This is a genomic window from Bacteroides bouchesdurhonensis, assembly GCF_900155865.1.
GTDB classification, from domain to species: domain Bacteria; phylum Bacteroidota; class Bacteroidia; order Bacteroidales; family Bacteroidaceae; genus Bacteroides; species Bacteroides bouchesdurhonensis.
Genome location: NZ_LT707006.1, coordinates 3784466 through 3808259, shown reverse-complemented (window position 1 = coordinate 3808259; position 23794 = coordinate 3784466). Strand labels below are relative to the sequence as shown.

General features: G+C 39.9%; 18 protein-coding genes and 2 pseudogenes. 9 read left to right on the top strand and 11 right to left on the bottom strand.

Annotation, left to right across the window (positions count from 1 at the left end; all coding sequences use genetic code 11):
- Position 1: 1 nt before the first annotated feature.
- The 5 genes from CZ225_RS16360 to istA form a co-directional block, all read right to left on the bottom strand.
- Positions 2-1498 carry a hypothetical protein gene (locus tag CZ225_RS16360; protein WP_225982657.1) on the bottom strand — a complete coding sequence of 499 codons (1497 nt, stop codon included), beginning with the start codon at positions 1496-1498 and terminating at the stop codon, positions 2-4.
- An 18-nt stretch (positions 1499-1516) separates the two neighbouring features.
- Entirely contained in the window at positions 1517-2215 is a 699-nt protein-coding gene (locus CZ225_RS16355) for a DUF6939 family protein (RefSeq protein WP_015532738.1), read from the bottom strand.
- Positions 2216-2217: 2 nt separating this feature from the next.
- A complete protein-coding gene (locus CZ225_RS16350; RefSeq protein WP_234983068.1) occupies positions 2218-3039 on the bottom strand; it encodes a DUF4433 domain-containing protein in 822 nt (273 codons plus the stop codon).
- An 89-nt stretch (positions 3040-3128) separates the two neighbouring features.
- Positions 3129-3920, bottom strand: coding sequence for an IS21-like element helper ATPase IstB (istB, locus tag CZ225_RS16345; RefSeq protein WP_077152941.1), 792 nt, complete (start codon positions 3918-3920; stop codon positions 3129-3131).
- Positions 3917-5482: an IS21 family transposase gene (istA, locus tag CZ225_RS16340; RefSeq protein WP_077155672.1), complete on the bottom strand. Its 1566-nt coding sequence runs from the start codon at positions 5480-5482 to the stop codon at positions 3917-3919. The genes istB and istA overlap by 4 nt, the downstream gene beginning before the upstream one ends.
- A 41-nt stretch (positions 5483-5523) precedes the next feature.
- Here istA and CZ225_RS16335 point away from each other — a divergent pair, with 41 nt between their 5' ends.
- The gene (locus tag CZ225_RS16335; RefSeq protein WP_394334034.1) at positions 5524-5790 is read left to right on the top strand and encodes a tyrosine-type recombinase/integrase; all 267 of its coding nucleotides are present in this window, start codon (positions 5524-5526) and stop codon (positions 5788-5790) included.
- A complete protein-coding gene (locus CZ225_RS16330; protein ID WP_077154748.1) occupies positions 5787-6149 on the top strand; it encodes a virulence RhuM family protein in 363 nt (120 codons plus the stop codon). Before CZ225_RS16335 ends, CZ225_RS16330 begins: the two co-directional genes overlap by 4 nt.
- A 238-nt stretch (positions 6150-6387) precedes the next feature.
- Here CZ225_RS16330 and CZ225_RS16325 read toward each other — a convergent pair whose 3' ends face one another.
- Together CZ225_RS16325 and CZ225_RS16320 are read right to left on the bottom strand one after the other, a co-directional pair.
- Positions 6388-6696 (bottom strand): helix-turn-helix domain-containing protein, encoded by a 309-nt coding sequence (locus CZ225_RS16325; protein WP_025066990.1) that lies wholly within the window; start codon positions 6694-6696, stop codon positions 6388-6390.
- An 82-nt stretch (positions 6697-6778) separates the two neighbouring features.
- Positions 6779-7090, bottom strand: coding sequence for a helix-turn-helix domain-containing protein (locus CZ225_RS16320; protein WP_008628599.1), 312 nt, complete (start codon positions 7088-7090; stop codon positions 6779-6781).
- A gap of 54 nt (positions 7091-7144) precedes the next feature.
- Between CZ225_RS16320 and CZ225_RS16315 the strand changes: the two genes are divergently transcribed.
- From CZ225_RS16315 to CZ225_RS16295, 5 genes and pseudogenes are all read left to right on the top strand, one after another.
- The gene (locus CZ225_RS16315) at positions 7145-7474 is read left to right on the top strand and encodes a hypothetical protein (protein ID WP_234983067.1); all 330 of its coding nucleotides are present in this window, start codon (positions 7145-7147) and stop codon (positions 7472-7474) included.
- Positions 7475-7487: 13 nt separating this feature from the next.
- Positions 7488-7970, top strand: coding sequence for a DUF3408 domain-containing protein (locus CZ225_RS16310; RefSeq protein ID WP_077154746.1), 483 nt, complete (start codon positions 7488-7490; stop codon positions 7968-7970).
- Positions 7971-8154: 184 nt separating this feature from the next.
- Entirely contained in the window at positions 8155-8568 is a 414-nt protein-coding gene (locus CZ225_RS16305; RefSeq protein ID WP_077154745.1) for a plasmid mobilization protein, read from the top strand.
- The gene (locus CZ225_RS16300; RefSeq protein ID WP_077154744.1) at positions 8565-9515 is read left to right on the top strand and encodes a relaxase/mobilization nuclease domain-containing protein; all 951 of its coding nucleotides are present in this window, start codon (positions 8565-8567) and stop codon (positions 9513-9515) included. Before CZ225_RS16305 ends, CZ225_RS16300 begins: the two co-directional genes overlap by 4 nt.
- Positions 9515-10303 (top strand): annotated as a pseudogene (locus tag CZ225_RS16295) (hypothetical protein). The gene CZ225_RS16300 and the pseudogene CZ225_RS16295 overlap by 1 nt, the downstream one beginning before the upstream one ends.
- Positions 10304-10596: 293 nt before the next feature.
- Here the strand turns inward: CZ225_RS16295 and CZ225_RS16290 are convergent.
- The 3 genes and pseudogenes from CZ225_RS16290 to CZ225_RS16275 form a co-directional block, all read right to left on the bottom strand.
- Positions 10597-11223, bottom strand: coding sequence for a Type 1 glutamine amidotransferase-like domain-containing protein (locus CZ225_RS16290; protein ID WP_004315354.1), 627 nt, complete (start codon positions 11221-11223; stop codon positions 10597-10599).
- A gap of 825 nt (positions 11224-12048) precedes the next feature.
- Positions 12049-13068 (bottom strand): annotated as a pseudogene (locus CZ225_RS16280) (ligand-binding sensor domain-containing protein); the annotation flags it as partial.
- A gap of 351 nt (positions 13069-13419) precedes the next feature.
- Complete coding sequence (locus CZ225_RS16275) at positions 13420-15381, bottom strand: family 20 glycosylhydrolase (RefSeq protein WP_077154743.1); 1962 nt, start codon at positions 15379-15381, stop codon at positions 13420-13422.
- Positions 15382-16074: 693 nt separating this feature from the next.
- On the opposite strand from CZ225_RS16275, the gene CZ225_RS16265 reads away from it, so the two are divergent.
- Both CZ225_RS16265 and CZ225_RS16260 read left to right on the top strand, forming a co-directional pair.
- Positions 16075-19575, top strand: a complete 3501-nt coding sequence (locus CZ225_RS16265; protein WP_077154741.1) for an alpha-L-rhamnosidase — start codon at positions 16075-16077, stop codon at positions 19573-19575.
- 42 nt (positions 19576-19617) lie between these two features.
- Positions 19618-22080 (top strand): glycoside hydrolase family 95 protein, encoded by a 2463-nt coding sequence (locus tag CZ225_RS16260; RefSeq protein ID WP_077154740.1) that lies wholly within the window; start codon positions 19618-19620, stop codon positions 22078-22080.
- An 85-nt stretch (positions 22081-22165) separates the two neighbouring features.
- Here the strand turns inward: CZ225_RS16260 and CZ225_RS16255 are convergent, their stop codons facing one another.
- The gene (locus CZ225_RS16255) at positions 22166-23026 is read right to left on the bottom strand and encodes a hypothetical protein (RefSeq protein ID WP_129585819.1); all 861 of its coding nucleotides are present in this window, start codon (positions 23024-23026) and stop codon (positions 22166-22168) included.
- Positions 23027-23794: the final 768 nt, after the last annotated feature.

Here is a 23794-nt window from a genome sequence, read left to right as displayed (position 1 = left end):
ATTACTTTTCTTCTTTTAAGTCCTTAATAGATTTTGTCATTGTTTCTATTGCCTTAAGAATAGATTTGTTCAATTCTATGCTATCAAGTTGAGCGTTATGATAATCTGTTCTAAGGTTTAAGATTTCGCCTTTCATATCCTTATAACATTCCGCTTGAACTTGCGTATATTGTACCATTGTATCAAGCACTTCTTTCAATTTATCAAATGTATCAAAGAACTCTTTATTATTAGCCACAAAATTTTGTATATGTTCTGTTGAAGCCGTAAGTTGGGTAGATAAGCTTTCAGATACTTGCTTCCCTTCAGATATAAACAAGTCAAATTCCTTTCTCCAAATATCCCTTGCTTCTGCTCCTGTTGGAAAATGAGTCGTTATGGCTTCTTGAAATTCGCGTTGAAGTTCTGTTGTCTTGTTTTGATTACTGACCACCACAGACAATCCTGTAGAAAAGTCCTTGAACTTATCAATGATTGTTTGAGTTTGATTAACAATACCTGATACATTTGCTATGGTAGAATTAAGTTGTTCTTGATAAGATTTGAAAACATTTAAAGAATCGGCAGAATCTTTTAACTGCATAAATGTTGCAGCTATTTTATTAGCCGTTTGCGTAAGGCTCAGTTTATTTATTTCGGCTAAGACAAGATGCTGTTTTTCAAGATTGTCATTCAATAATTCTGCCGAATTAGCATACGCATCAAGATTACGTCCGAACTTGTCCACAAAATGTCCAAGCACACCTTTTAATGAATTTAGACTTGAAGCCATACTATTTGATAATAACGGCATCAACTCTCTTCTTAAAAAGTTCATGTATTCTTCTTTGCCCTCATTGGATTTGGCTACAGCAGATTTATATGATATAGCGCTATTATATACAGTAAAGCCCAATCCCAGTAAACTTGCGCACATGGCTGCTATAATACCATACAAAAGATGCTGCAATCCACTTAAATTATCAGTTTCGCCAAAAATCTGATTGAAATCAACCCCTATCAGCCCCGTAATTATACCAACGAATGTTCCTGCTAAACCTAAATAAAGAGGAACGTTAAGGCTATTATGTATTTCATCTTCTAATGCTCCTTTTTGACTATCACAAATATCTTCAAGTATTCCCAAATCTGCGCTTGTTCCAGTGTTTTTGCACAAATATTCATTAGTGCGATAAATAATCAATCCTAATTTCCCATAGATATTTTTGTTTTGAGGAACTATCAACGACAAATCTGTATATTCATCACCGCTATCATCTTCATCGCTATAACGGGAAGGTATGTTCTGCAAGAACTTCTGTAATGAGGACTTATTTTGCAAGATACCAGATGTTATCGATGTTTCTTTGAGAGACAAATTATCAACATCTTCAAATAGACCTTCCAATTCTGAAATTTTTTTCTTTGTTTTAAGAAAGCTATAGATTTGGGCTGCAATAACAATCAAGACAACTATTATAGCAATAATCAAGCCGATATATTCATGTAAATTATTCATTGTCATTATATTTTTTGATTATTTGATTTCGTCGAACAAATTGTTGGTTTGTTCCTTTCTCTTTTCTTTCGCTTTTTTCTTTAACTCTTTCTTAAATTCTTTTTCTCTGATTTTTTTCTCTTCTATTTCCTCCTTGTTCATAGGCTTATAATTATCCATATTATCAGGATATTTACCCTCTATATATAATTTTACCAAGCCAGCATGAGACATAGGTTTTGAAATATCACGAAAATCTATATTTGTATTATAGTCAAGTAAGACTATATCTTGAATTTTGCTTTGTTCCTTTATTCTCTCTACAACATGGTGGACTTCTGGCACATTATCTAACACCCATTTATAGGTAGGAAGATAAATGAGCATTCTTGCTTCAAAATACCCCAACAGCTCTTTGCTGTATGCACCCTTACTGTGCCCTTTGGGTACACCATATTTCCGTACCGTTCTTTTCAAATCACGCATGGTGTCATTCTTAAATGTTGCAAAATCAACGCCTACACCTTCAAAGACCTTTAACCCTTGCCACACAGCTTCAACACAAGTTGCCTTTAATCCGTCAGTAAAAGGAATAGGAATGTTCCCATGAGGATAAAATGGACTCAGAATCTTTGCATACCGAGTCTCTGAGTTAGAAGTGATATCCAAGATTACAGCGTCTGGATATTCTTCTTTTATCTTCTCCAATTTTCGTTTCCTACTTTCTATGTATATCATAATCAAAAAGTATCAAGGTTTATAATATATTTCTTGGGAATGAATGTCATGACCATTACTTCCGCTTGGAAATACGGTCGTTCATTTTCGTCTAAATCAAAATGTTTATGTGCCTTAACGGTGGAAAAATGTATTTTCTTAAAATCTTCCAAGGATTTGCCTATATTAGGTGTTCGTTTCGTAGTTGTAGCATTCATGTCTGCATACATTGTATGCTGCAAATATACCACACTTGGATCTATTCTTAGAATGACAGGATTACTAATTCTCCCATCTTTCATGGCAACATACATCATAGGATGTTCTGTTGTGAAGCTCAAACGAACATAGTCTTGTAAATTCCGCATCTCATCCAAATTACGGCTTAAATTTCCGCCTCCGGGATTCGGTATGTCGATTTTATGCTTTTCACAATAACTCCAAGACAACAACCCTCCATGCCGTTTAATGGATGGAATATTCCTTCTATCTGTAAAATGATACAAATAGCGGATACCATTGTTTTCCAATACTTGCTTGAATGCAAGCCAATTTTCTTTGCGTTCAGCAGACAACGATTCCAATCTTTGCCTTTCCGCTTGTTCGGCTTGTTCTTTTTTTTGGGCTTCTTCCGCAAGTCTATTTGCTTCCTGCTGTCGCCGTATTCGTTCTTCTGCTATTCTTTTTTCATTCTCTACCTTTTCCTTTTCTTCTCTTTCTCTTTTCTTACGTTCTTCTTCCTCTTTGCGTTTTTGCTCTTCGGCTAACTTAACAAATCTTTCATGTTCTAATTCTTTTTCTAATTCAGATAATGATTTTTGTATATTCGCATATGTAATAAGCAAATTTTAAATCGTCATTTTTCGGTAAAGTTAAATCACCATTTAATAATTGAGACTACCAGTTTATACTATTGATTACATTTTAATGTTGGTCATCTTTGGCTGGGGGTACCCCCAGCCAAAGATGCGTCTTTTTCCTCTTCAAAAATGGATTTTCGGTTTCCCATGCGGTAGCTTTGCCCGGCGAGTTTTATGACCTCGCAGTGATATAACAGCCTGTCCAGAATTGCTGAAGCCAGCACTTCGTCATCCAGCGTTTTGGCCCATTCGGTGGGTGCCTTGTTCGTGGTAATTATCAGTGAGGCTTTCTCATGAAGCGTGTTGATCAGATTGAAGAATCCTGCGGCATCCTCTTTTTTCACCGGGAAGAGCATTATATCATCGATGGCCACCAGATCAGCTTTGAGCAGACGGTTGTATGCACTCATGGCCGAAGGCATCAGCGTTTTCATCTTGATGGTGTTTATGACATCCTCCATCGTGACCATGTAAGCCTTGTATCCTTGCCCCACAGCCTCGTACACGAGTCCTGCGGCGATAAAGGTCTTGCCTGTTCCGGAAGGTCCCATGAGTATCAGGTTGTAGTTCTGTTCGAGCCACCCCAGCCGGCGCAGTTCACGCAGTCTTGGTGCGGTTATACCTTGCGAGTAGTTGTGGTCGAAAAGGTCGAGGTCGTGTCTTGCCGGCAGAGCCGCCGCTTTCAGCCGCCGTTGGAAGTCCTTGCTGTCTCTTTCCTGAACCTCGCGGGAGAGCAGGTCATGCAGGAACTCGACATGGGTTTTTCCCTGCTCCTGCGCCAGATGAGCTTCAGATTCCAGCAGGCGTGGCAGGGCGTACAGGCGCAGACGCGAGCACAGGTTCTTGATTTGTTCGTTCGTTATCATACGAAAAGGGTGTTAAAGGTGGATATGTCTGTTTTCTCGGGGATCATGGCGGATGTGTCGGCTCCGGGAACCGGCCCGGTTTCCGTCCGGACCTCGATGGGGGCTTCTCCCTTACGGATCCTGAGGGTCTCGGCTACCTCCATCAGGCTGCATCCGTTGAAGACACCTGCCTTGAGGCACTCGGCAAAAGCTTCGGTAAGCGTGATGTCCGAGTATGCCGCGTGGCGCCGCACTATAAACTGGAGGTTGTCGCGGTAATTACGGGCCTTATGCACACGTAGTTGTGACAAATATGTATCAATCACCGTGCTTACGGGAAGTTCTTTGCGTACAAAAGCCTCATAATCGTCCAGCGGGGCTTCGCGGTCACGCCGGTGGGAGGTGTTGCTTACCAGACGTCCCTTATCTCCGCTTATTTTGTGAACGGCAAGGGTTTTGCCTGTCTCATGGCTGTAGATATATAGCCGGCCTTCCTTTTCTTCGATATAGACCAGTGTCTGATGGCCGCGGTAGGTGCCTGTGGGAACGCTGTAATAGTTGCCCCTGTAGGTTATCACGTTGTCCTTGCGCACGTGATGCGGCAAGAGGGTTTCGCAAGGGACTGTCGGAACTCCCTTATAAGGCGTGAGGTGTGCTTTCTCCGTCTCGAACTCCTCAGACGGGACACGACGTATGCCGTGGTGTTCCGTGCCGTTGGCCGTGCGTTCCAACCAGCCAAGGGCCTCCTTGTTGAGCAGGCCTATGTCAACCAACTCGCGGCCGCGAAGGAAGTTGTACTTCACATATTTGACGACGTTCTCTATCTTGCCTTTGCTCTGGGGATCGGATTTGCGACAGAACACGGGCTCAAAGCCATGTTCACGGACAAGAGTGCGGAAACCGCGGGTAAGCACCAGGTCACCAAGGTTTTCATTGACAAGAAACACCTTGTCCTGGTCATAAACTATTTTTCGGGGTACTCCCCCGAAGAACTCGAAAGCCAGTTCATGGGCATAAACCGCAAGAGCGGTGGTAAACGGTGTACGGCTAAAGAAGACGAACTTATACCTGCTGCGGCTCAGGCACATCGCAAAGAAATACACTTTTAAAGACTGTCCCGGAGGTGTCTTCATCCACCGTTCACCGAAGTCGCATTGGGCGTATTCGCCATAGGCCGTCTCGGGCTGTTTCTCATAGGGGCGGTAACCTTTCTCAACCTCCTTGGGAAGATCGTGCGTTAAACGCAACCGGTTGACGAAGTTGAAGACCGTTTTGGGAGTCACGCACGGAAGATCCGAAAAATGCTCCTTCAAGCGGTCATGGAGCTGCGGAGCGGACAAAAAAGGCCACTTGCGCAACTCATTGACTACATAAGATTCATAGCCGTCAAGTTTATGACCGTAATGACGGTCATAGCTCTGGCTGGAAATGAACTCTTCTTCTGTCATGGACAGATACTTGGCCACCGTTTGACGGTGGAGACCTAAGGATTGACCTATTTGGGTCTTGTTTAGGCCAGTTGAAAATAATTCTTTAACTTTGTACCACATCAGATACTTCTTTAATTGGGAAGTCTCGGTCATAGCATTGTAATTAGTAGTTAGCACCACAAAATTACAATGCTATTTTTTCTAATCATGTCGATTTTACTTTTCCGATTTTTGACGATACAAAGTTACCGATTACAGCCAGCCGCCATACATTCGGAGTCTTGATGCTCAACGAGGACATTCCCATCGGCAGCATAGCCAAGATGATGGGACACGCAGACATCACAAGCACACAGGTCTATGCGCAGGTGACGGAGCAGAAGATTTCAAATGACATGGATAAGCTTATTGCCAAGCGAGAAAGGAACAGATTATCGAACGAAAAAACTATTGGAAAATGAACAGAGGAGTTATAACTATCAGCGAGAGCGGAACGGTATCCATGCCGACCGATACTGTATGGATGACCATGCAGGAGATTGCCGACATGTATAATGTATTCGGCTGCTATGTGCGCAAGGCTGTCAAGGCGGTATTCAAGGACGGCATTCTGAAAGAGCAGGGTGTACGCCGTCATGTCAGGAAGAACGACCGCATCAGCTATGATGTGTATAGCCTTGAACTCGTCATTGCGGTAGCCTTCCGTATTGACAGCATTGAGAGCAGAGCCTTTCGGGAGTTCATCATGCAGTCCGTCATAGGCAAGCAGACAAGCCGCACTAAACTGGTCTGTATCTTTACAGAGAACGCAATGGCATAGACCTGCCATAAAGCAACGTTCCTTGGAGGCTTTGCGCCTCCAGCCACTTGGGCGAACCTCCGCAGTGTGTTTTAGCATGGTATTAGATTTTATACAGACCATACGGAGAACACCCGGCAAACACGACCAACTTGGTATAGCCAATAAAACGAGGCGACAACCTATAACAACCACGCTCGGTAAGTTATACGTTGTCGCCTTGTTCATTTCACCCCACCCTCAAGGACATGTATTTCTCCTACAAGCCCTTCATTCTGTACGCCTCACGATAGTTAGCCATCAGAATCTTCTGAATGTCGGACTCGCGGTAGAGTATCTTTCCGCCAAGCTGGATATACGGGATGACACCGTTGTTTCGGTAGTCCTGCAGGGTTCTTCGGCTCAGTTGCAGCCTGGCACAAAGCTCCTTGTCCGTCATGAAGCGCTCACCGTCAAGCATGGGGCGGTAGTTCATCACGGCACGTTCAAAATTGTCAACCATTCGGTTGAGGTGGTTCACGATGTGGTTCATCCACTCGCTGTTTCTTGTCATTACTTCATTGCTCATAGTTGTCTCGTTTTATTGTTGATACTTACGTTACTCAGTTTACTTGCTGCTTTGGATTAAGTGGCTGTTGTATATTGACAGCCTAACCTGTGCGCTTGCGAAAGCGCATGTCCTTTTTCCTGTCCTCCACTACTGCTACGATAGCCATCACGTCCTCCGGCTTGTAGTAGGTCTTGTGGCTGATTTGCGTATAAGCCAAAGTTCCGTTGTCCCGAAGCGTCTGCACTGTCCGTGGGCAGATGTTGAGCGTCTGACACACGTCCTGCGTGTCGAGCCACTTGTTCATGGTCTTGTCCTCACTGCGCTCACGGATTCTGTCCATGCGCTTCACGAAGTTCTCCAACTGGGCATCAAGATAGTTGAATGCCTCTTCCTCGAATACGATGAATCCCATACTTTTCTTTTTTCTAAGTTAATACTATGTTATATGTCGCAAAGCTCCACGCATATGCTGTGCTCCACGTTTGTGAGTGCAAAGATAAGGCACGGCAATCTAAAAACAAGCGTTTTCAATTTCTGTGGCAGTATGTTGCCGGGGTTTGCCGACTTCAACGCCAAAAACAACAAGAAAAACTTGCACGACTGCAACGAATACATGAACAATGATGAGTTGAGAAATACGTTGAAGTTCTCACAACTATCTCGGTATGCAAATAAGCAAGCCACAACTAAATTGCCACGTTACACCCAATCAGTTGCATGGCTGCACTCAGTACACTTACTTTGCACCCGACAATCGGTCAATGGTGCAAACCGTGACCACTATACTAACAAATAAAACAGCATAAGCTATGGCAAGAACAAAAGATGTAGTCTTGGCTCCTGGGCAAAAGGAGCTGATGGAAAAAGAGTATTTGGATTTTGTTAAACCATCTACGTATGGCAACAAAGCCAATCCAAGTAGTTGTAATTCTCTCTATGATGATGTAGAGAACCCAGAGTTGAGAGCAATTGTAGAGAAAGTTGCTGCAACAACTCCCTATAGAGAGGAAACATCAACGAACGAGGCTCAATCGCCACCGAATTCGCAGAAGCGCATCAGCGGCAAGCAGCGCAAGGCGACATTAGAGGAGTATCAGCAGACCTTCCTCCAAGTTCCAAGGATTGACGACCGCAAGCCAGTCTTCGTCAGTTCCGATGTACGAGACCGTCTTGATCGAGTCGTCCGCATCCTCGGAGGGAGGCGCATGAGCGTATCGGGCATCATCGAGAACATCGTGCGCCACCACCTAAGCCTTTATGAAGAAGACTTCGAGGCTTGGCGCAAATTGTGAGAATTAAGGTCTGCGACCTTGGACGTGGATAGCTGAAAGGCTGTAATTCCAACTAACGTGTTCTGAGAGGGAGCGAGGTTATGTTTTGGGAACCCCAAAACGCCTCGCTCCACTATGAGGGCGGAGTTTTTTTGCTCCCAACGGTCGCAGAAAGTGAGTGTACCAACTATAAACAGTGTATCGAATGACAAACGTACAGGAACAAGACAAGAAAAAGGGCGGAAGACCGCCCACGGGCAGGGTTCGCAAGCTGTCGAAGTCTGTCACGGTAAAGTTCTCGAAGCCAAGCTACGAGGCTCTGAGGCTGAGGGCGAGAAAAGCCAACCGCAAGTTGACGGAGTACATCCGTGAGTCCGCCTTGAACGGCGAGGTGGTCAGCGGACACAACGCAGAGACGGTAGCCATCGCCAAGATTCTCATTGGCATGGCGAACAACCTCAACCAACTAACCAAGCTGTCGCATCAGAGAGGTTTCCATGAAACCCATGTATATGTGGTGGACTTGTTGAGAAGATTGAAAGAAATCCTTGGCGAGTATCGCCAAGCAAGTTATAAACCGAAGCCAAGCAGTATGGGCAGAAAGGAGGATACCACATGATAGGCAAGCTAAAGAAAGGTGCATCCTTTGGTGGTTGCGTCCGCTATGTGACAGGCAAGGACGAGGCGAAAATCATCGTCTCGGATGGTGTGTTACTCGGCACGAATGCCGAGATAACGCAAAGTTTCGAGCTACAGAGGCAGCTAAATCCAAGGATTAAGAAGCCTGTGGGACACATTGCATTGAGCTTCAAACCAGAGGACAAGCCACGTTTGACGGATGAGTTCATGGCAAAGATAGCCCTTGAATACATGCGGATGATAGGCATCACCGATACCCAATTCATCATTGTAAGGCATCACAACACGGACAATCCACATTGTCATATCGTATATAACCGCATCAATAATGAGGGCAAACTCATATCAGACAGGAATGATTACAGGCGTAATGAGCAGGTGACCAAGGCTCTAAAATCCAAGTATGGACTGACTTATGGAACGGACAAGAGCAAAACTAACACTCGCAAATTACGCAATGCCGAGCGAGCGAAATATGAGATTCACAATGCCGTCAAGGATGCATTGGAAGTCGCAGATAGTTGGCAGAAGTTCAAGAATGAACTTGCAAAACGAGGTGTTCGCTTGGAGCTTGTCTATAAGGACAAGGAACGGAGCAAGGTTCAAGGCATCCGATTCTGCAAGGATGGATATAGCTTCAAAGGTACGCAGATTAGCCGAGGCTATAGCTTTGGCAAGCTGAATGCGAGATTTGAGGGAACGGAGAACCTTTTATCAGCAAGAGCCAGCTCTGCTCAGCAATATGAGCAGGGCTGTTGCAAGAATGAGCAGGTGCCATCCATATCGGAGAGCAGCCAGGACCCTTGGGACGGTATTTCTTCCATAGGACTTTTTGCTTCTGCCAATGCACAGACCTTTGAGCAATTCCCAGAGGATGAATCATCCAAGAAGAAAAAGAAGAAACGCAGAAGAGGCTTTAGCCTCTGATGCAAGTCATAAACTTAAAATTAGAATCGAACATGAAAGAAGAAATGTTAGAAGCCATCTACGGCACAGTTGAGAGATTGGAGCAAAAAGTCGATGAACTTTCTGCCTCACCAAAGAATACAGAGGCGGAAAGCACTCCGGTCTCTGTAAGTGTTGATACAAGCAAACTTGAAAAAGCTATTCTTGCTATGGCTGTAAAAGAAGGGGAAGCTATTGACAAATTGGTAAGATTAAGAGAGGCTATCTGTATCTTTACCGACCTTACCAAGAAAGAAGCAAGCAAAGATGAACAGCGAAGCAAACTCTTGTTTGATACCATTAATCAGGTGAAACAAGAGCTGAATGTCACATCAAAAAATGTACAGGACAAACTTCACTCAATGGATAACACACCTCTGAAGAAAGTAGTGACTCATCGCTTCGAGCCAACTTCAAAGTATGTTCTTCTTTTCATTGGAGGCTTGGCTCTATCTCTTGTCATCTCCATTTAGGGCAACCTAGCCCAATGGCGAGAGTATCAAGCTTGGGAGGTAGCAGACTTGAAATATCGGGCATTGAAGATGGTTCTTCCATCTGACGGCCCAAATGTTCGATACATCGAAAAGCATTTTTCTGTTTGCCGAGATGAGAAAGTTATAGATGATGTAAGAAATTGTGTTGCTGCCTACGAGGATTCTATTCGCCATCATCATGAAATGGTTGAAATGGCTACTTATAAAGATAGTATAGCCAATAAGCTTTTGCAAGAATCAAATCGCATAAAACGTGCTATGAAAAGCTCAAAATAAAGTTTCTGGAAACTAACTAAACTAAATGAGAGGGAAATAAACTTAATACATTCCCCTCTCATTTATTTAGTGTAATTTTGGAATATAATCTTTATCCCTTTATAATAAGGACATTGGGAGGATTGTACGATTTTGAGGTAACGAATTGCCAACCGTTCTTGTTGCTGCATTCTGCTTTGATATGCTTTCTTGGCATCTCGTCTATGCTACAAAACGTTCTGAAATTTGCTGTGCTTTCACTAACGAGTGCGATTGTAACTGAATCAATATAGCAGAAATACTGTCTATTCTATTCATTTTGCATCTTTAATTTGAATATTTGAATCTTCAATAATAACAGCTTGTTTATTACTTATAGGAATAAGCTGCAACTTCTCATTATATAGTTGAACTATCTTTTCACCTTTTTTCTTGAATGGAAAATTTCCATAATGGGGAATCGTATAAAAATCGACCAAATCTAAAGAAGTACAGTCTTTCAATTCAGGAGCCTTTTCTATTGGATCAAAATTCACACTTCTCATATATTCTGCATCGGGAGAGGCTATTATTGCTCCGGCAGATTCCCCAATATACAGTTTACCCAATTTCACTTGTTTAGATATAATTTTATCAACACCTTTTCTTTTTAACTCTTGCAAAAGGAAAAATGTATTTCCACCTGTTATGTAGATATAATCGCATTTATGTAATATAGAAGATATTTCCTCTTTGGGCAGTTGGGTAATCTCGACTTCTTCAACAATCATTCCTGCTTCTTCTAAAGCCTTTTTCCCCTTTTTTACATAGAATCGTATTGGTTCTGTAAGGCTTGCAGTTGGTATAAAAGCTATAATTTTCCCTTGCAAATCTTCTTTGGCACAATCGACAAATAGATTAGCAACATCAGCAAATGATGAGCATAAAAATAATCTTTTCATATTCTATAATATTAAGTTTAACACTTTTTGATACAAAGATAGCGTCTTCTATGACAGCCCTATGTCAGTAAGTCTAAATATTGAAGAGTTTTTTCATCGAAAGTACTTATTTTTTATAAGTAATTGAGAATGAGATAAGTTTTTATCTCATAAAAAGAAGAGGTTACGAATTAGAAATATACAGAATGTAGCATCCTGCTGTGATTTGCATAACCATTCAAAGAACTCTTTCGGTTGCAAAGGTACGATATTTAATCGGGGATAAAGAATGTTTTAAGATTTTTTTGAGTATTTGCATCTTTTCGATGAGCCAAGGACAGCTCATGTTTCTTTCGAGGGCAACGACAATGCATCTTATAACTGCAACATCATAAGCCATAATGCCAAACTCATACATAGGGAAGATGGCAACTATTTTATGGCTACAGCCACTGTGAGCACACAGGGACAAAATACCCCAATATTGCAACAGTACATGAAAGCCGATGTCAGAATCATCGTCAGCAATAAAACGTTATGGCAACAGGTATTCGGATAAACTATATCCGAATACCTGCTGTTTGTTTTTTTGGATGCATATTGTGTTGGTAAGCATCAGATTTTACGCAAAAGTTCTAATTTCCATAAAATTCCTCTTGTAAATCATTGGATATTTAGAAAAATATCGTATCTTTGTCCCCGAATTGAGGCGTTCTTTGCATATTGCAAAATACAGAAACGAGCAGAAGTCTGCTCGTTTCCATATTGTTACCTATATAATATAGGCAAACGCCCAACTTCTTGATTTTCAATCAAAGTCCAATTTAGAGCGAGTTATCGATTTTAACTCCCATAACGGTTGTTACGGATGGTAATGCCGGTAGGATAATTAGCAAGCCAGATCCGATCTTCTTCATCCACATAAATATCATTTATATTATTTCCATTCATCCCGTTGTAACTACTATAATCAGCCGTTATATAGGGCTCACTCTCATATGTTTTCACATTTAGTTTATATACACCTTTTCCTCCTGTAGCTACTAGAAGTTCATGAGCGTTCAAAGCAACGATCTGGTTAACCGCTACATTGTTGGGGGATTGACAGGAGATGATTTTTCCTGTTTTCTCCATGTCATATATAAGTATTCCCTTTTTATAGTTTCCCACAAACAGTTGTTTTGAAACATCATGGTAATAGAGCTCATACACTGGTGTTACGATACTTTCCACCACTTTATCGGGTACCAACTTCAGCTCTCCACTTTCGATTCCGGCACGAAACAGACCACTTCCCGTACCGATAAAGAAATGATTGCCATCCGTTTGTTCAATTGCGGTTATTTCACTATTGAAAGGCGTCGGCATGTGCAATGCAGTTCTGGTACGAATATCATACCATGTAATACTATCTTTACAGCATAACCAGATCCGATCATTCTTGTCCAAATAGCCATAATTCAGAAAAGCCTGCGACTTATTTCTGATTAATTCCGGATGTACATAAGCCAGTTCGAATTTATCATGCTGTGAGTTATACCTGAAAATACGGCCTTTCTGACCGATTACCCATAATACATTCTCGTTATCCATATAGAGCCAGTTCAAAGCAATCCGTGAATCCAGCTTCATGCTATCGTCTGAAAAATAGTAATGCTTGATATATTTCCCATCATAACGGTCTACTCCTTCCTGAGTCAGAAACCACATATAACCCCGCTGGTCTTTTTGGATCTGATATATTTTCTGGTTGTTCAGACCATCTTCTAGTCCTATGTACTTATAAATTTGACACTTGCTTATGGTACTACTAATGAAAAAGATAGTAAAAAGAAAAATTCTCTTGATATTCAAAAATGCTTTCATATTTGTCGCAAAAGATTCAAAAATACATTTGCAAAATTATAAAATATTAATTAAATCTCCATCCAATAAATCAATTTTGTTTCAATATCAGCCTAATCAATTTTCGTTTTGGAGGGTTTTACAACAAAAAATAAAGAAATGCTTCTCAAAAAGTTATTAAAAGAACCGGATATTGAAAGTAAGTGATCTGATATATTTTTATCAAAGAAACTTATATTGTAGATGGAAATAAATTTATGATTATCAGTAATCTATGGCTGGCGTAGAATAATGGGACTTTCTCATATCCTAATCTTAAGATATGAGAAGAATGAATGCGTATTGCAAATTACGCCAGGTAAAAACACCTTTTTATTTGCTAACAACTTTTAGATTAGTTATTTTACTCTTGAAATTACCTGCCTGTTCCAGTGGAAATACTAATGTACGAACATAACTCATAGAATCTTTGCCTCCATTAAAAAATCTTTTCTGAGTATTCATCTCTTCCACTAACTTTCCTTTGATATATAACCGCGTTGAATGATTATCCCCTTCAATACCGACGGTGGTATGTTCTCCCGGCAAAATGCGATAATTGAAAGTATTTAAATAACCGTCTCGTGCAAATCCTAACATACCTTTTATTGGATCAGAAAGGTAGAAGACAGCATCTGGTGAACGGAATAATTCTGTACCTTGTGTTTCATCTGCTCCGGTGATGTCAAAAGATACCATATAATTGTAACCTATTTCTCGATAAGGTGTTCGACTACCCGGTGTAACAGAAGCCTGTTCATAAGCTATTCCCGGTTGTCGGATGATACGTCCCAGTTGGTTTACTCCCGGTGCTTCACTAATAAGATTACGTTGGTTATCAAAATCTTCATACGATAAGGTTGGATTTTTGCCTGTCCACATTTTAACGGCTAGTGTTTGCAGTGCCGGATAAACGCGATGATGAATATCTTTGGTTGATATGCCATTGCCGACATGGTCATTCCATATAGCAAACATTCCTCCCAATATAGCGGGATCTTTTTCATTAAATTCAACGTTACCAATATGGGCAGGGGTCCAACTTTGATAAAGAGATTTGGTATTTAAATAATCATGATAATAACCGGCGGCCGGTACCATGTAAACCAGGCCATCAGGAATACTAATTAATTTGTATCCCTGCTTAATCATTTCCACGGGATCAGCATAACCATTATACCAAGCACTCATAATTACATTTTCAGATTTTACCGGAGTATTTCCTTTGGCGTGCGTTAATGCACCCCATACGCAGGCTTGTTTTCCATAACTTTCTACGTATCGAATATAATGATCTGTAAATTCACGGAATTTTTCTACGACATCCTTGTCTTTGTTAGAATACTCATCTGTGCCGATATGTACTCGTTTGCCTCGGAATACGGGATCTTTTCCTGCCAGATATTCTGTGAATAATCCATCCATGAATTCATAAGTTTCAGGTTTGAACAAATCCAGATGATCCATACCGTATTCCTTACTTCCTATCTCCGGTTTATAGTGAGTAAAAGCCAAGGTATGTGCCGGGGCGTCTATTTCTGGTATGATTTCTACGAAACAGTTTTCTGCCTGTTTCTGCAGATCAATAAATTCACGTTTGGTATAAAAGCCATCTCGTGCAGTTAATCCCGGGTAAGTATCTGATTCCAATCGGAATGCCGCATATGTCTTGTTCCAATCATGCTCAAAATATTGTTTAAAACCATTGTCGTTGAGATGTATCTGTAGCGTGTTCATTTTATAATAAGCCATGATCTTTATATAATCTTGAAGGAAAGGAAGAGGAATGAACTTACGTCCACAATCGATCATGAAACCGCGAATGGAATAGTCAGGGAAATCACGAATTTCACCTTTAGGAAAACTATGGTTATCTGTTTGTTCGGCTATTTGCAATAAAGTACGTGTCCCCCAATAAATACCTATATTTTCGGGAGCTGAGAGCTGTATCCGATCTGTGATTTTGATGGCATACCCTTCTTTGCCCAGCTTTTTATCTGCATGGATAGAAAGAATAAAGTCCCCGCTCACTCCCTTTCCTTGTGTTATTTCCGGTTTGATACCAAACATGGTTTCATAGTCTTCAGCAAACATGTTTGCTATGCGCATTAATTCAGGATTCTTATCAGTACATACAATTCTACTTTTTTCAGTAAGTGTAAAGTTACCGGTAGCTCCTTTCCATTCTTTAATTTCAGGGATGACAAAAGGTTGTGGATTTATTGCAGCTTCAATACCTGAACTGATACATAAGATAGTGATAAGAGTGAAAAGAACTCGACGGGTGGTTTGCATATTCTAGATTTAAAAATGAGTAATAGAGTTATTAAGTAATCAATTTGCAAAGATAAGCTAATTTAAATTTTCATGCAATTTCCTTTGATAATTTTGTTTATTTCTTTTGCATTTTATTCCTTTAATGAAATTTAATGCGTTACTATGAAACCGCTAAAATTATTGAAGCGTAATAATTCGCATCAGATGTTTGAGTGGTTGAAGTGGCACGTGTGAAAATCGTGTATACGCCAAAAGTGTATCGGGGGGGGAATCCTTTATTTTAAAAGATAGAATAGTGTTAGTTTACATGATAGCATACATAAATAAAGTTAAAAAAACAAAGCCTGAAAGCTATATTTGTCATTATTCTGCGTAGATAATTATAACTTGCAAAGTTATTTGTCACTATGATTATTACACGATATATTTTCTATTCTACTATGCTCCCGGTTTCTGATAGGGCATTTGCAGAACTTGAAAAGTGGGCCTGTTATTAAGCCTGAATGGATCGATAAATTCCATTTTGACATTGCAATTGTAATACTTAAATCTAATATTATGTTTGTTATCAGGTATCATTTCACGTCTTTGATAATGACAAAAGCTGAATCACTAACAGAATATTGGAAGGTAAAAGATGACTTTGGAGTAGTTCATTGCATCTGAAAAAGTATGGCTATTATTTTATAAATACCTAATAATATATCTTTTATGAAATATTCAAGTGTTAGTAGACTGTTTGTCTTTAGTTTATTTGTTACATGCTCAGTTTGGCTTTGTGCAGCCAAATCTTCTTTCCATTTGAAGAATTTGTGTGTAGAATATGCAGAAACTCCATTAGGCATAGATGTAGAGAAACCACGTTTTAGTTGGCAAATGGCAGTTCCTTCCGATCGTAGAGGAGGTATGCAAACCGCCTATCAGCTTACTGTGACAGATGAGCATGGAACTCAAGTCTGGAATTCCGGAAAAGTGATAAGTGATATCTCACTGAACATTGAATACGAAGGACAATCTTTGAAACCGGTTACTCGCTATATATGGACAATTCGCGTGTGGGATAATAAAGGTAGGAACGCATCAGCTTCTTCTTGGTTTGAAACCGGATTGATGAGTAGAAATGATACGGATAAGATATGGGGAGGTGCCAAATGGATTGGAGGTGGTGACGAAGATCAAATATTACATTCGCAATATCTTCCTATATACCGTCTCGACTTTACCCTACAACTTGACAGGCAATCAGCTTCTACACGTGCGGGTTTTATTTATGGGGCTAACGATCATCGTTTGATGAATAAGTTTAAAAATATATATCATTTACAGAATGCCAAAGATGAATCATATGTAATGATGGAGCTGGATATAACTCCGTTGATTTCGGGCAAAGAGGCACAAATCAATGTTTATCGTGTGGGCTACCATCCCGACGATCGTAAAGAAGCACCATTGAAAAGTCTGATTATTCCTACTTCTCTCATTAATGAAAACAATAAATATGAGAAACATACCGTCATATTAATCTCTAATTATGGGATCACTCGTCTATTTATTGATGACGATCAAAATGAAATTGGAGAAGTTAATCTTAATCCTATAGGCCGAAGCAGTGATTTTATTACTTTTCCGGTGGTTGCTGATATCGGTTATTCCCTTCCGGAAGGACAGAGTGCAACTTTTTCCAATATCAAGATCAGGCATTTCCAACGTCCTTCCAATGTTATTCGGGTGTTGAACTTCGATACAAGTTCCGGTCCTTTCCTGACATTGGATCCAAGCCGGAATTCCATGCCTATGCTTCGTACCCGGTTTGTTTCGGAGAAACAGAAGGTGAAGAAAGCGCGTCTCTATGTTACTTCACGCGGCATTTATGAAATATATATGAATGGATCTCGGATTGGAAATGATTATTTTAATCCGGGACTGACACAATATAATAAGATGCATTTATACCAGACTTATGATGTGACTGATTGTATTCAGGAAGGAGATAATGTGATCGGTGCTTTACTGGGCGAAGGCTGGTGGAGTGGAGGATGCACTTACATGGGAGAACTTTGGAATTATTTTGGTGATCGTCAGTCATTATTGGCTAAACTCGTAGTTACGTATGCGGATGGAGCAGAGAAAGTAGTAGTTACTAATCCTTCCCAATGGCAATATTTCAGTGAAGGTCCAATACGTTATGGAAGTTTCTTTCAAGGTGAGATATATGACGCTCGAAAAGAAAAACAAATATTGGGATGGAGTACTCCCGAATACAAGGCAACAGCATGGAAACCGGCTCAAGAGATTATACTTGGCGGAACTGTAAGTACTGGTGGAAGCAATGGTTGGGAACCTGCCAACGATTATTCAAACTTTTGGCTCACCGGGCAATTCGGACAGACGATAAAAGCCATCAAAGAACTGACTGCCGTTTCTGTGAAGGAGGTCCGCCCAGGCGTTTTTGTTTATGATATGGGACAAAATATGGCAGGGGTTCCTCGGATCAATTTGTCGGGTATGCAACCGGGAACGAAAGTATATTTACGTTTTGCAGAAGTGACCTATCCGGATCTTCCGGAATATAAAGGAAATATTGGCATGATAATGCTGGAAAATATTCGTGGAGCTATGGCACAAGATATTTACGTTACGAAGGGAGGAAACGAAACTATTTCTCCACGTTTTACTTATCATGGCTACCGTTATCTGGAGATTACAGGTATTGAGAAGCCACTCCCGTTGGAATCCGTAAAGGGAGTGGTACTGAGTTCTATCGATGGTTTGACAGCCAATTATGAAACTTCGAATACAAAAGTAAACCGATTATGGCAAAATATTTTGTGGTCAGCTTATGCTAATTTTATGTCTGTTCCTACCGATTGCCCTCAACGCAATGAACGGCTTGGATGGAGTGGTGATATTTCTGTCTTTTCGCGTACAGCTACTTATTTGGCTTCTTTCCCTCAATTTTTACGTCGTCACATGTTTGCTATGCGTCAAACTCAACATGCAGACGGGCGTTTCCCGGATATAGCACCTCTTGGAGGAGGGTTTGGCGGACTACTTTGGGGAAGTGCCGGTATTACCGTAGCATGGGAATCCTATCAGCAATATAATGATCGTGTATTGTTGTCCGAGCATTATAATGCAATGAAGCATTACATAAAATATATCCTTGAAAAATATATAGATCCTACTACCGGAGTACTGACTCAGGGACAAGCATGGTGGGGGAATTTAGGCGATTGGTTAGGATTAGAAGATGGAAAGAATGATAAAACTTTACTATGGGAATCCTATTTTATTTATGATCTTGATTTGATGCAGAAAATTGCTGTAGTATTGAATAGGAAAGATGATGCGGAATGGTACAAGAAACTGGCTGCCGAACGAAGGGAATTCTTTGCTCATACCTATATTCAACCGGAGACGGGAAAAACAATTGCTTCAGGGACCAATGGACCGAAGAAAGGTGAGTTGGTAGATATCCAAACATCGTATGTATTACCTTTAGCTTTCAATCTGGTTGATTCTACAATGAAAGATAAACTGGCGGAACATCTTGTACAAACAGTGACCAGAGACAATAAAACTGATCAGGGAAAAGAATGTCCTTCTTATTCTTTGATGACAGGTTTTATAGGCACAGCATGGATTAATATGGCTTTGTCTGAAAACGGATATTCGGATGTTGCATATAAGTTATTACAGCAAACTAGTTATCCCTCTTGGCTTTATCCTATTGAACAAGGAGCTACTACTATTTGGGAACGGTTGAATTCATATACGCGCCTTGATGGTTTTGGTGGCAACAATAGCATGAATTCTTTTAACCATTATTCTTTTGGTGCTGTGGGTGCATGGATGTGCAATTACTCGTTAGGTATACAACGTGATGAGGCATATCCCGGATTTAAGCATTTCATATTGAAACCGGAAGTAGATGTGACAGGGGCTATGACTTATGCGAACGGTTACTATGATTCCATGTATGGACGCATTAGTAGCAGTTGGAAAAAAGAAGAAGGTGCATTGATTTATCAATGTACAGTTCCTGCCAATACGACTGCACGTTTATATCTTCCTGCCGTTTGTGTAGAAAAAATTTCCGAGGGGAATAAATCTTTGAGGAAAAGTAAAGGAGTAGAGTATGTAGGTGTGGAAGATGGTAAAGTAATATTGGATCTTTCATCCGGCGACTATTCTTTTAAAATAGAGAAATAGACGGTTTGGTATGATATTACTCTTATAAATGAAAAACAAATAATGAAGAGATTAATTGTCGTAGCATTAACACTGATGAATTTGTCATTGAGTGCTCAGGAAAATCTGAAATTATGGTATGAACAGCCCGCCAAAGAATGGGTGGAAGCTCTGCCTTTAGGCAATGGACAAATTGGCGCGATGGTGTTTGGAGGTATAGAAAATGAATTGATACAACTGAATGAGGTGACTTTGTGGTCGGGTGGACCACAGAAAAAGAATGTAAACCCCGATGCATACAAGTATTTAAAACCTATACGGGAAGCTTTGGCAAAAGAAGATTACCGGGAAGCCACTAATCTTTGTAAGAAAATGCAGGGATATTTCACCCAAAGTTTTCTCCCTTTAGGAGATATCCGCATTAAACAAAGTTTTGGCGGTAGAGTCAACCCGTCCGGCTATGTGAGAAAATTATGTTTGGATGAGGCCATTGCTACTACCGAATTTGTTGTGGGGGGAGTGAAATATACACGTGAAATATTCACTTCGGCTCCGGATAGTGTCATGGTGATAAGTTTCACTGCTAATAAGCCCGGCAAATTGACATTCGACATTGCTATGAGTAGCCTTATCAAAAACACAATTACGGTCAAAGATAATGATAAACTTTACATGAATGGGCAAGTGCCTGCCCACGTTGATCCGGTTTATCACAACAGGCCGGGGAAACCGGCAATTGAACAAGTGGATACCGACGGGCTTGGAGGAATGCGTTTTCAAACTATTTTAAAGGCTTTGCCGGTCGGAGGAACTCTTCAAGCAGACGAAAGTGGTATCCATGTGAAGAATGCCGACCGATTGACTTTGTTACTATCAGCAGCAACCAGTTTCAATGGTTTTGATAAACATCCTGATAAAGAAGGTAAAGATGAGAAGATGATTTCGCAACGGAGAATGGATGATGCAGTATCTCTAAATTATGATGAACTGAAAAGAAAACATATCTCAGACTTCAGCAGCTTTTTTAATCGCGTTGCATTACATCTGACTGATACATTAACTAATAAAGTGAATGAGAAACTCCCTTCGGATTTTCGCTTGAAACTTTATTCTTATGGAAATTATGACCCAGCCTTGGAGGAACTCTTTTTTCAATACGGAAGATATCTGTTGATTTCCGCCTCGCGTCCGGGTGGATCGGCAGCCAATTTGCAAGGTTTGTGGAATAAAGAATTTCGTCCGCCCTGGAGTTCGAATTATACAATTAATATAAATACGGAAATGAACTATTGGCCGGCTGAAACAGGTAATCTGTCCGAAATGCACAAGCCACTTATAGATTGGATCAAGAATCTGTCGAAAACAGGCAAAGTAACAGCAAATGAGTTTTATCGTGCGAGGGGATGGGTGGCCCACCATAATTCAGATATTTGGGGATTGAGTAATCCGGTAGGTAATTGTGGTGAAGGCGATCCGGTTTGGGCGAACTGGTATATGGGAGGTAATTGGCTTTGCCAGCATTTATGGGAACATTATTGTTTTACCGGTGACAAGAATTACTTGAGAAACGAAGCTTATCCGGTAATGAAAGAAGCTGCTCTATTCTGTTTTGATTGGTTGGTAGAGAAAGACGGTTATTTGATAACTTCTCCATCTACTTCACCAGAAAACTCATTCTGGATGGATGGTAAATACTATGCAGTATCAGAGGCAACAACGATGGATATGGCGATTATCCGTGATTTGTTTACGAACTTGATTGAAGCCTCGGAGATTTTGAATATGGATAAGAAATTCCGTAAACAGTTGAAAGAAAAAAAAGATAAATTATTTCCTTACCGGATTGGTTCACAGGGACAATTACTTGAATGGAGCAAAGAATATAAAGAGACAGATCCTCGTCATAGACATCTTTCTCACCTGTTTGGTTTGCATCCGGGACGTCAGATTTCTCCATTGATAACTCCTGAACTGGCAAAAGCTGCTGATAAGACTTTTGAACTGCGTGGTGATGAAGGTACAGGTTGGAGTAAGGGATGGAAGATTAACTTTGCAGCCAGATTGTTGGACGGTGACCATGCTTATAAAATGATTCGTGAGATCATGCATTATTGTGATCCTTCTGCCGGTGGAGTAGGGGGAACTTATCCGAATTTCTTCGACGCTCATCCACCTTTCCAGATTGATGGAAACTTTGGAGCAACAGCGGGATTTATAGAAATGCTTCTTCAAAGTCATTTGAAAGAACTTCATCTGTTGCCGGCTTTACCAAGTGCCTGGCCCTCAGGAAGTGTATCAGGTTTGAAAGCCAGGGGAAACTTTGAAGTAGATATCGTTTGGGAAGATCATCAATTGAAGCAGGCCAAGATTAAGTCAAATATGGGGAATAAGTGTGTTTTGAGGACTCAAGTTCCAGTGAGTATTGAAGGAGTTGTATCCACTCAAGTAAAGGAAGGCAATTACTACATTAGTAGTTTTGAAACAAAAAAAGGAGATTTTTATGTAATAACAGCCATTGTAAACTAAATAAAGTCTGGAAAGAAATCAAGCTTTGAGTAATAAATCTCATCTTTTGCATTTAATTTAATAATGGAAGGGATGAGATTTTTAATCAATCTTCAAACCAAAAAGCTTCTTCTACCTCTTTAATATATTTATCAATATTTTTATTCCCCTTTTTAGTTACCAAGAATGAAACTGTCAGATGTTCACCCCATTTTACCATTATCAAATCTTGCTTATGTGTATATTTATCCATGTATATGGATTTCTTGTTTTCAATAGGATATGTAATCACATATTGTGCATTAAAGGTCTCTTTAGACTTTTCTGGTGACCAAATGGTTATTCTCTTTTTCACTCTTTGTATTTGTTCCTCTGTCATCGGTCTAGTGAGGTATTGTTCCATACCTAGAGAATAATTTATTTTATTAAATATAGTTTCTGGCATTTTATCAATAGATTTATCTACCCCTGGCTCCTTTTTAACCCATTGGGTTACTAGGGTGTATTTTCCATCTTTATTAATCGATTTGTTTGTTATTAGTTTTTTTTCACCTCCACTACATTTAATAAATAAGATGCATTCTCCATCTTTATGTATCCACTGGGATGTTATAGCATCATTTGCTGTTTTACACAGTTCTATTGGATTTACTGGAGGAAGGAGAAGATAAAACATTTCGGAAATAATATATTGAGGAAGAGCTTTATAAGTTAAACCTATGCACTTTGTTTGTCTATCTAATTCCCCTCTTTCGATATCAGAATCTTTGGGAATACTGACGTGAAGATCTTTATTTTTAATCTTTTCCTTAGTTAGTTTTGAAACATTCATGTCGCTTTCTTGATAAGACGGAATATTGTATTTAAGATATAATCCATCTGTTGTGAGTGTGTCATTTTGTCCATAAGCAGGAATTAAATATGCGATGATGCATATCATTGAAAATAATATTTTTATATTATTCATATTTGGAAATTGTTTATATTTTATACAATGTTATTATTCGTAATATATTCACTCATCTCTTTGGTATCCAATCCTGCACCATCTTTTCTTTTATTCAGATTTACGCCAGAACCTAAATAAGCCTCAGCATAGCTATTAGATCAGATTCAGAGAGTATGAACTACCATACTTTCTATATATGTGATACATCTCCAAAAGCAGTCGTTATCATATCCTCAGACAATACTTCTTAAAAGTTTTTTTGCTACCTCTAATGATAATGATAAACAAATATAAATATTCTTTTTGAAATATCGTCAATTCCCAAATGACCAATATATAATATAGGCGTCCTGTTATTCGGAAAATACCGGAGTTAATAATAAAACAACGGTCTATTAAGTTGTTTTACTTATAAGATTAATATATAATTGAGGTTGTATCAGATCGTTTTTCGTACATAGTCCCATCGGTTCACGTACGTGAACTATTGGGCTCATGTACGGAATCCGAATGCTTCACGTACGTGAAATGAGAGTATGCATCGTATATAATAGATTAATACTGCTTCGTTTTCATATTAATGCTGTTAGCTTATCTACTTAATATTGTGCGGAAAGAACCTTGAAAAGCGGTTTTATTAGAAGAAAAATAGGCTAAAAACATGAATACTCAGTAAAAATACTCTTTCTTGAGGTTTGTGAAAAATAGTATCATTTATATGACTTATGATTGGTAATCAGATTATTAGCTAACTAATCGTGGAACTTAAAGTGATAATAGAAAAGC